Origin of the sequence: Citrobacter sp. Cpo148 (assembly GCF_030332375.1) — a bacterium.
Taxonomy (GTDB): Bacteria; Pseudomonadota; Gammaproteobacteria; order Enterobacterales; family Enterobacteriaceae; genus Citrobacter; species Citrobacter portucalensis.
This window is the reverse complement of the sequence record NZ_JAOWHY010000044.1, coordinates 105184-118132: the sequence shown is the minus strand read 5'-3', so window position 1 is coordinate 118132 and position 12949 is coordinate 105184. Positions and strand designations below refer to the sequence as shown.

The following is a 12949-nucleotide window of genomic DNA, read 5'->3' as shown; positions in this document are numbered from 1 at the left end:
GTCAGTGGAGGCGCATTATAGGGAGTTATTTCAGGCTGACAAGGGGAAATTTAAAATAATCTTCCGAGTGCGTATTTTTTCATCAAAACCACTTAAACTGACAGTTTTTCGAGCGTTTTAAAGCCATAGCGCTGTAGCACAGGCAATAATTGTTCAGCTTCTGTCGTCATTGCCATACAAAATGCAACGTTCTCATCGGTTGATTTCGCATCTGGTGCTTCATGCTCTAACAACCAGGCCGTGCGGCGCGCTATCGCGGCACCAGAATCCACCAGTCTCGTCCCCTCGGGAAGGACCTGTAAAAGTTCTTCCTGTAATAGAGGGAAATGAGTGCAACCGAGCACTACTGTGTCAGGTGGTTCAGACATCCGCAGCCACGGACGCAGAATACGCCGCAGCTCTTCCAGAGAAACTGTTTTACCGTGCAGCTTCGCTTCCGCAAGTTCCACCAGCTCAGCAGAACCCAACATTGCAATTTGGCATTCGTTAGCGAATCGTGCAATCAGCTCATGGGTATACGACCGCTTCACCGTTGCACGTGTAGCCAGTAGCCCCACAACACCGTTCGCCGTGAGTCGCGCTGCCGGTTTAATCGCAGGCACCACGCCCACAACCGGGAATGCAAATTTCTCACGTAACGCAGGGAGTGACACCGTGCTTGCTGTATTACACGCGATGACCGCAAGAGAAAGGGGATAGCGCTGCTGGACCGCAGTCACAATCTCAACAACACGCTCGACGATAAACTCCTCGCTCTTCTCTCCATAAGGAAAAGCGACGTTGTCGAAAGCGTAGATATAGTGGAGATCCGGCAGAAGACGCCGGATCTCGTCATAGACCGACAACCCACCGACGCCGGAATCAAACACCAGCACGGTGGGACGGGGATCAGAAGGTGTAGCTGCCAGACAAGGTGTATTCCCGTCCTGCAGTTGCGTAGCCATAAACTGTCTCGTAATCTTTATCGAACAGGTTGGCGATTTTACCACGAACTGTCAGCTGTGAGGTGATTGGATATGACACTCCGATATCCCACAAGCTGACGCCGCCCAATTTAACATCACGATTATTGTCATAATCATTATCGTAACGTTCACCTATATATTGATAAGCAACGTTCCACCCCAAGTCCTGAACCTGCCCAGTTAACTCATACTTAACCTGCTGTTTTGCTCGGCGATAGAGTACCTTATTCGTATCATCATCCCGCGGGTCAACATACTGTAGCGTCAGGTGATGATCTACTGGGCCAGTCGTAACATTCCCAGTCCATTCCAGCCCTTTAATCGTGGCTGACTTAACGTTGATATACTGGTTATTCTTGTAATCGATCAGGTTTTGAATTTCATAATGATATGCAGAAAGACGCCAATCAAGCGGCCCTGTCAATCCATCAATCCCTGCTTCCCACTGTTTAGATTCTTCCGGTTTCAAATTCGGGTTGGCTGCAATACCCGGCCCATAGGAAGAGGCAAAACGCGTAGCCCCGTATTGCTGACCAAGTGAAGGGGCCAGGAAACCTGTGCCATAAGAGAGCGTTGCACGGTAGCCATCAACAAACTCCCAGCCTGCAGCAGTCTGCCAGGTGCCATGCCAGCCGAATTGTTCATCATGATCTTCACGGCCTGAGGCTTCCAGCGTGACGCTATCAATTTGTTGTTGCCCAGTTAGATAAAGTCCGGTCGTATCACGTTTATAAGCGTCCGATTTCGTGGTACTACTGGAAGTCAGCTTTTCTTGTTTCCAGTCGACACCACCGCTAATCGCTCCATGCCCAACCTCAACGTTATTTCCCCACTGAATATAGCGCTGTTCCATATTATCCAGCGTAGCATCCCCCGCATAACGACCGAGTTGATTGCTATAGTTGTAATCTTTGAGATGCTGGTAGTTAGCAATCAGTTGGGCGGAATAGATACCTGAGCTGTAACGAAGGCCGGAATCCCAGGACTGAGTGTAATTCTGAGCTTCGTCATTACCGCCAGCATAGCCATAAGAGCCCTGATCGTAATCGCTATTCGCCGTGTAGCCGTAACCACGGAAGAAACCGGAGAAGTTATCGTTAAACTTGTGCTGCAAGCCGCCCCAGAACAGTTTGTTGCGATAACCATCGCGATCGCTGTCACCGCTGTAAGGGGAATCAGGTTGAATGTTAAAACCTTTGGTCGTCTGGTAAGCGCCAGCCGCCGTCACCATCGTGTCACCAAATCGTTTATTTATCGTGCCGTCGTAGGTCTGATAACCATCAGTCCCCATACCTGCGTTGATCTGTGATTTCTCTTCATTACTCATCGTAATGATGTTCATCACACCACCGATCGCACCAGATCCGTACACAGCTGAACGCGGCCCGCGAATATATTCAACACGTTGCACCAACGATACCGGAATCTGACCAATATCAATCGCATTACCGATGCCTGCACGCGCCATCGGCACGCCATCAATCAATACCAGGACATGCCGGGACTCAGTACCGCGAACATACAGCGAGGAGCTTTTTCCCATACCGCCGCTTTGCGAAATATCTACGCCCGGCAATCGGCGCATGACATCATTGAGATCTTTTGACTGCCAGCGCTGAATATCTTCACGCGTCACCACATCAGTGGGGGCAAGGACAGTATTAACAGGCTGCTGAAAACGGTTGGCAGTAACAACGAGAGTATCTGGGCTAGTATCCTGTGCCCAACCAGAAAATGCCGTGACGGAAAGTGCCGTGCACAGCAACGATTTTTTAATCATTGTAAAGCATCCACAATATAAGAAGGATGCCGCAGGTCCCACCGATAGTACGCGATGATGAAAGCCAGATGCGACGTTAGCCGGCAGGTCTTCGGGCTTGGAGGCAACTTAAAGAGACGATAACTTCCCACGGCATGCCGCAGTGTCTGCACCAGGTGCGCTCATCCCCTACCTTCCTTACCGCTGCGCGTCAGCTCCAGATTCACACTGGATTCCCTTTTAACTCACAGGACCGGAAAACGGATGCTACAGTTTGTTACAACCCACTGTCCAGACTGCGTATCACAATATCGGAAATCATCAATGACTGGACATCTGATGAGCAATCCCTACAATCCCCGCGTACTTTTATTTTTCAGGACGCATCATGACCCCCGAACACCTTCCGACAGAACAGTACGACGCACAGTTAGCTGAAAAAGTGGTGCGTCTGCAGAGCTTAATGACGCCATTTTATGCACAGGCTCCGGAAGTGTTTCGCTCACCGGTCAGCCACTACCGTATGCGCGCGGAATTCCGTCTGTGGCATGACGGTGATGATCTGTACCACATCATGTTCGACAGCCAGACCAAAAACCGTATCCGTGTCGACAGCTTCCCGGCAGCCAGTGAGCTTATCAACACGCTGATGACGGCAATGATCGAAGGCGTTCGCAACAACCACGTCCTGCGTCACAAACTGTTTCAGATTGATTACCTCACAACCCTGAGCGGTCAGGCGGTGGTATCGATGCTGTACCATAAAAAGCTGGATGATGAATGGCGTCAGGAAGCTGAAGCGCTGCGGGATGGGCTACGGGCGAAAAACCTGAATGTGCATCTGATTGGCCGGGCAACCAAAACCAAAATCGAGCTGGATCAGGACTACATTGACGAACGCTTGCCGGTTGCGGGTAAAGAGATTATCTATCGCCAGGTTGAGAACAGCTTCACCCAGCCGAACGCCGCCATGAATATTCAGATGCTGGAGTGGGCGATTGATGTCACCAGGGGCTCAAAAGGCGATCTGCTGGAGCTGTATTGCGGCAATGGCAATTTCTCGTTAGCCCTGGCACAAAACTTCAACCGCGTACTGGCAACGGAAATCGCCAAGCCGTCCGTTGCTGCTGCACAGTACAACATTGCGGCTAACCAGATTGAAAACGTACAAATAATCCGCATGGCGGCCGAAGAGTTTACTCAGGCGATGAACGGCGTTCGCGAGTTCAACCGTTTGCAGGGAATCGATCTGAAGAGTTACCAGTGTGAAACTATCTTCGTTGACCCACCGCGCAGCGGTCTGGACAGCGAAACGGAGAAAATGGTGCAGGCGTATCCGCGCATTCTGTACATCTCCTGCAATCCGGAGACGCTGTGTAAAAACCTGGAAACGTTAAGCCAGACGCACAATGTTTCACGTCTGGCGCTATTCGATCAGTTCCCGTATACGCACCATATGGAATGCGGCGTACTGTTAACCAAGAAGTAAAACTGAACGTAGGCCGGCCGCTTCAGATTGCCGGATGGCGGCTTTGCCTTATCCGGCCTACAGTTACAACTGTTACTCTGCTATTTCCTGCTTACGGTTACGCACTTTAAAGCCGATCCAGAACACCAGAATCACCGACAGTACCGCCGGGAAGAAGTTAGAGCCGATATCCGGATATTCAGCGCGTACTACGGTGCTGTACAACAGAACGCCGAGGATAAAGCAGGCGGCAGCCAGGCCCGGCAATCCCACAGGCATGGTGCGGTTCTGATAGCGTTGATGCAGACAATACACCGTCAGCACCAGCGAAATGATCGGGAATACTGAGAATGGCACAATGGAGCTAAACAGCGCCGCAAATGTACCATTGATCGATAAGCCAGCAACCAGCGCCAGCAGCAGCGTACCTTTATCTTGACCTGACTGTTTCATTGCTTGTCCTTCTCGTTACTCGGAGTGGTGCGTCATCTTCTCTTGTTCACGGCGGTACCAATAAAATGCGCCTTTCGCGATCATGCGTAGTTGCAATACCAGCCGCTCTTCCAGCTGTCGGCGCTGCTCAGCGCCAACATCCAGTGCTTCTGCCCCGGCGCTGAACACAATGGTTACCATGGCTTCGGCTTGTGCTTCAGTAAACGCACGAGGCATATGGTTTTCGAGTTCCAGATAGTCCGCAAGTTCCGCGATGAAGTGCTGAATTTCACGAGCGACCGCTGCACGAAACGCTGCGGATGTCCCCGAACGCTCGCGCAATAATAAACGGAAGGCGTTGGGATTGTTGCCGATGAACTCCATAAATGTTGAGACCGAGGTGCGGATCACACTCCCGCCCTTCGCGATACGCTGGCGCGCCTGGCGCATCAACTGACGCAGCATCAGACCGCTCTCGTCCACCATCGTCAGGCCGAGTTCATCCACATCGCGGAAATGGCGATAAAACGAGGTTGGCGCAATGCCCGCTTCACGAGCAACTTCGCGTAAACTGAGGCTGGCAAAACTACGCTCAGCGCTGAGTTGACTAAATGCGGCTTCTACCAGCGAACGCCGGGTTTTCTCTTTTTGTTGCGCTCTAACGCCCATCACGATGTCTGAATCCTTCCACATACCTTGCTGGCACTATACCAGAGATTAGGCGGTTGGCATGGCTTTGTGAATGATTGTTTACGCGCAGTTTGTGCTTCGACTTCGCAAAAAAGCACAACGATAATTGGGTTATCTCAACAACGATGTTACTATTCTGTTGCTTTTATGTATAAGAACAGGTAAGCCTGACCATGTCACATTCTTACGATTACGATGCAATAGTAATAGGTTCCGGTCCCGGCGGCGAAGGCGCGGCAATGGGTCTGGTTAAGCAAGGAGCGCGCGTCGCGGTAATTGAGCGCTATCATAACGTCGGCGGAGGTTGTACCCACTGGGGCACCATCCCGTCGAAAGCTCTCCGCCACGCCGTCAGCCGCATTATTGAATTCAATCAGAACCCACTGTACAGCGACCACTCCCGACTCCTTCGTTCTTCTTTCGCCGATATTCTCAACCACGCTGATAACGTTATTAATCAGCAAACGCGTATGCGGCAAGGATTTTACGAGCGCAACCACTGCGAAATTTTGCAGGGAAATGCTCGTTTTGTTGATGAACACACGATCGCCCTGGAATGTCACGACGGTACGGTGGAAACGCTGACTGCGGATAAGTTTGTTATTGCCTGCGGTTCGCGTCCTTATCGCCCTGTTGATGTCGACTTTTCGCATCCCCGGGTTTACGACAGTGACTCTATCCTGAGCCTGCACCACGAACCCCGTCATGTGCTGATTTATGGCGCAGGGGTCATTGGCTGTGAATATGCGTCGATCTTCCGTGGAATGGACGTCAAAGTTGATTTAATCAACACCCGCGATCGTCTGCTGGCATTCCTCGATCAGGAGATGTCCGACTCGCTCTCTTACCACTTCTGGAACAGCGGTGTGGTCATTCGCCACAACGAAGAGTATGAGAAGATTGAAGGTTGCGATGACGGCGTCATCATGCACCTGAAGTCCGGTAAGAAACTGAAGGCCGACTGCCTGCTGTACGCCAATGGCCGTACCGGTAATACCGATTCGCTGGCGCTGGAAAACATTGGTCTGAAAACCGACAGCCGCGGGCAGCTCAAAGTGAATAGTATGTACCAGACGGCGCTGCCGCATGTGTACGCCGTAGGGGATGTGATTGGTTATCCGAGCCTGGCATCGGCGGCCTACGACCAGGGACGCATTGCCGCCCAGGCATTGGTAAAAGGCGAAGCCACTGCGCATCTGATTGAAGATATCCCAACCGGGATTTATACCATTCCGGAAATCAGCTCCGTTGGTAAAACAGAACAGCAGCTCACGGCAATGAAAGTTCCATACGAGGTTGGCCGCGCCCAGTTTAAGCATCTGGCACGCGCACAAATCGTGGGTATGAGTGTCGGAACGCTGAAGATCCTGTTCCATCGCGAAACCAAAGAGATTTTGGGGATCCACTGCTTTGGGGAGCGCGCGGCCGAAATTATTCACATCGGGCAAGCGATAATGGAGCAAAAAGGTGGTGGTAACACTATCGAGTACTTCGTTAACACCACCTTTAACTACCCAACCATGGCAGAAGCCTATCGGGTAGCGGCGCTAAATGGCTTAAACCGCCTGTTTTAACGCACTGTCGAAATGGCCATCCATTGATCCACGGATGGCCTCTGCCAGCTGTTCATAACGGCTGCGCAGCGGCGAACCAGGACGGTACACCAGACCAATCGTACGACGCGGTTCGGGTTTAATGCATGGCAGATAAACGACACCATCACGCTTACGCTCCGGTGGAACGGCCAGCGCAGGCAGTAAGGTAATACCACTGCCTGCCGCCACCATGTTACGCAGCGTTTCCAGACTGGTTGCCCGAAAATGGGTATCTTCATCAGCACCCGCTTCAAAGCAGAAACCCATCGCCTGATCGCGCAGACAGTGGCCATCTTCCAGCATCAGCAGTTTTTCACCCGCCAGATCGGACATCGGTACACAGTCACGGTTTGCCCATGGGTGATCTTCATAGATCGCCAGCATCATAGGCTCATCAAATAACGGTACTTCGATGAACGCCTCACTCTCTTTGACCAGCGCCAGAATGACGCAGTCGAGCTTGCCGCTATCCAGTTGCGCCAACAGCTGATGTGTCTGCGCTTCATGGAGATACATCTCCAGTTTTGGGAAGGTCTGGTGCAACATCGGAATAATATGCGGCAGCAGGTATGGCCCCACCGTTGGGATCAAACCAATATGCAGCGGGCCAGACATTGTCTCGCCTTGTTGGCTTGCCATCTCCTTGAGCACTTTGACCTCGCGCAGCACGGTACGCGCCTGATCCACCAGCAGCAAACCGGCCTGGGTGAACAGCACCTTGCGACTCGTACGCTCCAGCAACATGACGCCAAGCTCATCTTCCAGCTTGCGGATCTGCCCGCTCAGCGTTGGTTGGCTAACGTGACAGGAGTCTGCCGCTCGTCGGAAGTGACGATGTTCGGCTAGTGCCACCAGGTATTCAAGATCACGAATATTCATTATTCATCCTCCATCGCCACGATAGTTCGTAGCGATAGGTAGCATAGCAACGAACGATTATCCCTATCAAGCTTTCTGTTTAATAATGCACCACAGAAACGGAACGGTACCCCTTTAACCCTTGAAGCTACTGTCCGTTTGAGAGTTTCTCTCATACTCGAAATAACTAAAGCCAACGTGAACTTTTGCGGACCTTGAGTCCGCATTTTTTTTGCATAAAAAAAGCCCGGCGTCGCAAAGCTCGGCCGGGTTATGGTTTGGTAGGCCTGATAAGCGTAGCGCCATCAGGCAGAACGGCGCACAGTGCCGGATGGCGGCTTCGCCTTATCCGACCTACAGGCGTGCCTTCGCGTAGTCGATCGCCTGCGCAACCTGCTGCGGCGACACGCCACCTTTCGCTGCACGTTTATCCAGACACGATTGCAACGAGAGGATCAGGTAAACGTCATCGCCAATCACCTGGCTGAACTTTTGTAAGTCGGCAAGCGACAGCGCTTCCAGCGGTTTGCCCTGACGAATCGCCTCGACCACCGTTTCCCCCACAATATGGTGCGCTTCGCGGAACGGGACGCCCTTCGCCACCAGATAATCCGCCAGCTCAGTGGCGTTAGCATAACCCTGCTGCGCCGCTTCCTGACAACGCGGACGTTTCACCTGAATGCCATCCAGCACCAGCGCGGCCATATGCAGGCAGTCCAGCCAGGTGTCGAGCGCGTCGAACAGCCCTTCTTTGTCTTCCTGCATATCTTTGTTGTATGCCAGTGGAAGGCCTTTTAACGTCATCATCATGCCGGTCAGCGCACCCTGCACGCGACCGCATTTGCCACGGATCAGCTCCAGCGCATCCGGGTTTTTCTTCTGCGGCATCAGAGATGAACCGGAAGTCACACGGTCGGAGAGTTCAACAAAACCCGCTTCGCCGGTGTTAAAGAAAATCAGATCTTCAGCAAAACGCGACAGGTGTACCATGCCGATAGAGGCGTCGGAGAGTAACTCCAGCACGTGGTCACGGTCAGAAACGCTGTCCAGGCTGTTGCGCGTTGCCGAGGCAAAGCCCAACCAACCCGCCAACTGCTCGCGATCGATTTCATACGCCGTACCCGCCAGCGCGCCGCAGCCTAACGGACTGACGTCCAGGCGTTTGAGCGCATCCTGCAAACGGCTCTCGTCACGCGCCAACATTTCAACATAGGCCAGACACCAGTGAGCAAACGTCACCGGCTGCGCACGTTGCAGGTGGGTGTAACCCGGCATGACGGCGTCCTGGTTATTCTCCGCCGTCACCACCAGCGCAGTTTGCAACTGACGATTGGCCGACAGTAATTCGATAACCGTATCTTTGCACCACAGCTTGAGATCGGTCGCGACCTGGTCATTACGGCTACGCCCGGTATGCAGTTTTTTACCAAGCTGGCCGACTTTATCAATCAGCTTACCTTCCACCCAACTGTGAATATCTTCGGCATCGCTTTGCAAAATCTGCTGAGGATTCGCACGAACCTCTTCCAGCAGGTTATTCAGCGCCTCTTCCAACTGCAGCTGTTCATCGGCAGTCAGTACACCGACCGTTACCAACGCTTTGGACCAGGCCACAGAGCCAACAATATCCTGTTCTGCCAGGCGGTAGTCAAAACGCAACGAGTCGTTGAACTGTTTGAACCGCTGATCTGCTGCCTGTGTAAAACGCCCACCCCAAAGTGCCATAACAAATTTCCTTAATATGATATTTTTGCCCGGTGGCGCTGCGCTTACCGGGCCTACAAAACCCACGTAGGCCGGATAAGGCGAAGCCGCCATCCGGCACATTAATAGTTAAGCCAGAATACGCGTACCAATTGGCGTGCCGTTAAACAGCGCCGGAAGTTGCTCTGCATGACGCCAGGAGGCGATATCCACCGGACGGCCCAGCGTACGCGCGGCATCCAGCGCTGCATTCACCTTCACGATCATGCCATCGGTAATAATGCCCTGTTCAATCAGCTGTTCCGCTTTCGCCGCGGTCATTTCGGCAATGCGCTGGCCTTTGCCATCCAGAATACCGCTCACATCAGAGAGCAGGATCAGATCCGCACCCAGCGTTGCCGCCAGCGCCGTTGCAGCCTGATCGGCATTCACGTTCATCAGCAGACCATCATCAGTGACACCAATAGAGCTCACTACCGGCAGAAAACCGCTTTCCAGCAGCGTGTTAATCAGCTTAGGCGAACCCGGCTGCGCCAGTCCAACATGACCCAGTTCTTTATCGAGCGGCGTCACTTTTACGCTGTCGCCATCGCCAAGATACAGACCAACAGACGCGATGTGATGCTTTTTCGCCCAGGCCAGCAAGGTTTTATTCGCCGTTCCCGCCAGGGCACCGGTAATAATGTCAATTTGATCGGCAGGCGTGACGCGCAGACCATTTTTCTTTTTCACCGGCAGATTCAGCTGCTTCATCAGCTCGTCGACCACGCAGCCGCCGCCGTGCACAATGACCAGCGGACGCTGGTGCGACTCACGATAATTCACCAGTGCGGTAAACAGACGCTCCAGCGCCTCTTCGCTATCCAGTAAAACGCCGCCCAGCTTGATAATTAATGGATTCATTGTTGCACCCTTAAATAAGAGACTGCGTTTGGGCAAAGCCAAAACGAATATTTGCGCACTGCATCGCCTGTGCCGCCGCGCCTTTCAATAAGTTGTCTTCCGTCGCCACAACGATCAGATGCTCACCCTGCACAGCAAACCCGATATCGCAGAATGGTAATCCAACCACATTCTTCAACGCTGGAACCCCTTTGTCATACAGACGCACCAGCGGTTTATCGCCATACGCCTGTTGCAGCGTCTGCGCTACCTGAGCATGAGCTACACCCGCTTTAAGGCGGCAAGTGATAGTTTCCAGAATTCCGCGCGGGAAGTTGCCCAGATGCGGGGTGAAAATCACTTCAGCCCCCAGATGACTAGCGATTTCCGGCTGATGACGATGGGTAAACACGCCATATGGTTGCAGGCTTACTTCGCAAAAACTATTAGAGATAGCCGCTTTACGGCCCGCGCCGCTTACGCCGCTGGTCGCATTAATTACCGGCCAATGGCTGAGATCCAACAGCCCGGCGTCAATCAGTGGTTTCAGCGAAAGCTGCGCCGCCGTCGGGTAACAACCCGGCACAGCAATCAGATTCGCTTCTTTCAGTTGGTCTTCTTTCCATTCCGCCAGTCCGTAAACTGCCTGCTCCAGCAGGTCGGGATGCTGATGGGTAAAACCATAATATTTTTCATAGAACGCGCCGTCATTTACGCGAAACGCGCCAGAGAGGTCAAACACCACGCAACCGGCCTGCAAAAACTGCGGAGCCAGGTCATGACTTACCTCATGAGCCGTTGCGAGGAACACAACATCCACCCCTGCGCTAAACTCGCTGATATCTGACATTGGCTGCAACGGTAAATCGACAATGCCTTTCAACTGCGGATGCAAATCGGAGATTAATTTTCCTGCATCATTGCTTTGCGCTGAGACGGTCAAAGCGGTTATGGTCATATCAGGATGGCGATTTACATAGGTCACAAGCTCTGCGCCGGCATAGCCACTGGCGCCCACAATCAGCGTATTCAACATCGGGGCTGCTCACCTTCTTAGATTCTGTTGCCAGGTATAAGCCTTTATCACCTCACCTTACACTTGGTGGGTTTTATTACGCTCAACGTTAATGTATTTTTATTCATAAATACTGCATGAATATTGATACTATCATGACCCGAGGTGTGTCAACAATGAAAAACAATTTACCGCCATTTATCGAGATTTACCGCGCTCTGATTGCCACGCCATCGATTAGCGCTACCGAAGAAGCGCTCGATCAAAGCAATGCAGGTTTAATCACTCTGTTGGCGGGCTGGTTTAAAGATTTAGGCTTCAATGTGGAGGTCCAGCCGGTTCCCGATACGCGGAATAAATTCAATATGCTGGCGAGCATTGGACAGGGCTCTGGTGGTCTGTTGTTGGCGGGCCATACCGATACCGTACCCTTTGACGACGGACGCTGGACGCGCGATCCGTTCACCCTGACCGAGCATGACAATAAGCTCTATGGTTTGGGTACGGCGGACATGAAAGGCTTCTTCGCCTTTATCCTCGACGCGTTGCGTGATGTCGACGTCACGAAGCTGAAAAAGCCCCTCTACATTCTGGCCACTGCTGACGAAGAGACCAGCATGGCGGGAGCTCGCTACTTCTCTGAAACCACTGCTCTGCGCCCAGACTGCGCGATTATTGGCGAACCCACTTCACTGCAACCGGTTCGCGCACACAAAGGTCATATCTCTAATGCGATACGCATTCTGGGACAATCGGGTCATTCAAGCGATCCGGCGCGTGGCGTTAATGCGATTGAACTGATGCATGATGCCATCGGCCATATCATGCATCTGCGCGATGACCTGAAAGCGCGCTATCACCATGATGCCTTTACCGTTCCGTATCCAACGTTAAATTTGGGCCACATCCACGGCGGCGACGCCGCCAACCGAATCTGCGCCTGCTGCGAACTGCATATGGATATTCGCCCGCTACCGGGTATGACGCTAAACGATCTCAATGGGTTACTTAACGAAGCGCTGGCCCCTGTCAGCGAACGCTGGCCGGGTCGCCTGACCATATCGGAACTGCATCCACCGATTCCAGGCTATGAGTGTCCACCTGACCATCAACTGGTAGAGGTGGTTGAGAAACTGCTGGGCGCACAGACTGAAGTGGTGAACTACTGCACCGAAGCGCCATTTATCCAGACGCTTTGCCCGACGCTGGTATTGGGTCCTGGTTCTATTAATCAGGCGCATCAGCCGGATGAATATCTGGAAACACGCTTTATTAAGCCAACTCGCGAATTAATCACCCAGGTTGTGCATCATTTCTGCTGGCATTAACTGCTTGTCACCCCGCCAATCCTTTAGTGGTAAGCGGGGTGATTTTTTAACATTTCCATAAGCAACGCTTATTTGATTGGATGTGAATTAAATAACGTAAATTCACGGCATTTATTCGTTTGCTGAACCGATTTCGCAGCAATTGACGTCACGTGTTTTACGTGGCTTTATAAAAGACGGCTAAAAAATTAAGTCCGCAAGATTTCGCGTGATAGTCAGGCGTGAAAGATACAGGACATATTCAAAATAGATG

The 12949-nt window shown here is 52.3% G+C and carries 11 protein-coding genes and 1 riboswitch; of the genes, 3 read left to right on the top strand and 8 right to left on the bottom strand.

Annotated elements, in window-relative coordinates; translation table 11 throughout:
* Window positions 1-92 precede the first annotated feature (92 nt).
* Window positions 93-944 carry a glutamate racemase gene (gene murI / locus OGY10_RS14665; protein WP_079935051.1) on the bottom strand — a complete coding sequence of 284 codons (852 nt, stop codon included), beginning with the start codon at window positions 942-944 and terminating at the stop codon, window positions 93-95.
* Window positions 889-2745, bottom strand: a complete 1857-nt coding sequence (gene btuB / locus OGY10_RS14660; RefSeq protein ID WP_079935052.1) for a TonB-dependent vitamin B12 receptor BtuB — start codon at window positions 2743-2745, stop codon at window positions 889-891. Before btuB ends, murI begins: the two co-directional genes overlap by 56 nt.
* A 65-nt stretch (window positions 2746-2810) precedes the next feature.
* Window positions 2811-2997, bottom strand: a riboswitch (cobalamin riboswitch).
* A 115-nt stretch (window positions 2998-3112) separates the two neighbouring features.
* Between btuB and trmA the strand changes: the two genes are divergently transcribed.
* The gene (gene trmA / locus OGY10_RS14655; protein WP_079935053.1) at window positions 3113-4213 is read left to right on the top strand and encodes a tRNA (uridine(54)-C5)-methyltransferase TrmA; all 1101 of its coding nucleotides are present in this window, start codon (window positions 3113-3115) and stop codon (window positions 4211-4213) included.
* Window positions 4214-4285: 72 nt separating this feature from the next.
* On the opposite strand, the gene OGY10_RS14650 is transcribed toward trmA, so the two are convergent.
* Window positions 4286-4645: a YijD family membrane protein gene (locus tag OGY10_RS14650; protein ID WP_003825114.1), complete on the bottom strand. Its 360-nt coding sequence runs from the start codon at window positions 4643-4645 to the stop codon at window positions 4286-4288.
* A gap of 15 nt (window positions 4646-4660) precedes the next feature.
* Complete coding sequence (fabR, locus tag OGY10_RS14645) at window positions 4661-5296, bottom strand: HTH-type transcriptional repressor FabR (protein WP_003028862.1); 636 nt, start codon at window positions 5294-5296, stop codon at window positions 4661-4663.
* A gap of 191 nt (window positions 5297-5487) precedes the next feature.
* On the opposite strand from fabR, the gene sthA reads away from it, so the two are divergent.
* Window positions 5488-6888, top strand: a complete 1401-nt coding sequence (gene sthA, locus OGY10_RS14640) for a Si-specific NAD(P)(+) transhydrogenase (protein ID WP_003028860.1) — start codon at window positions 5488-5490, stop codon at window positions 6886-6888.
* On the opposite strand, the gene oxyR is transcribed toward sthA, so the two are convergent.
* The 4 genes from oxyR to argC form a co-directional block, all read right to left on the bottom strand.
* Window positions 6871-7788: a DNA-binding transcriptional regulator OxyR gene (oxyR, locus tag OGY10_RS14635; protein ID WP_008787060.1), complete on the bottom strand. Its 918-nt coding sequence runs from the start codon at window positions 7786-7788 to the stop codon at window positions 6871-6873. The genes sthA and oxyR overlap by 18 nt on opposite strands.
* 333 nt (window positions 7789-8121) lie before the next feature.
* Window positions 8122-9492 carry an argininosuccinate lyase gene (gene argH / locus OGY10_RS14630; RefSeq protein WP_286576937.1) on the bottom strand — a complete coding sequence of 457 codons (1371 nt, stop codon included), beginning with the start codon at window positions 9490-9492 and terminating at the stop codon, window positions 8122-8124.
* Window positions 9493-9600: 108 nt separating this feature from the next.
* Window positions 9601-10374 (bottom strand): acetylglutamate kinase, encoded by a 774-nt coding sequence (argB, locus tag OGY10_RS14625; RefSeq protein ID WP_003028854.1) that lies wholly within the window; start codon window positions 10372-10374, stop codon window positions 9601-9603.
* A gap of 10 nt (window positions 10375-10384) precedes the next feature.
* A complete protein-coding gene (gene argC / locus OGY10_RS14620) occupies window positions 10385-11389 on the bottom strand; it encodes an N-acetyl-gamma-glutamyl-phosphate reductase (RefSeq protein ID WP_286576935.1) in 1005 nt (334 codons plus the stop codon).
* Window positions 11390-11544: 155 nt separating this feature from the next.
* Between argC and argE the strand changes: the two genes are divergently transcribed.
* A complete protein-coding gene (gene argE, locus OGY10_RS14615; RefSeq protein WP_048215168.1) occupies window positions 11545-12696 on the top strand; it encodes an acetylornithine deacetylase in 1152 nt (383 codons plus the stop codon).
* Window positions 12697-12949: the final 253 nt, after the last annotated feature.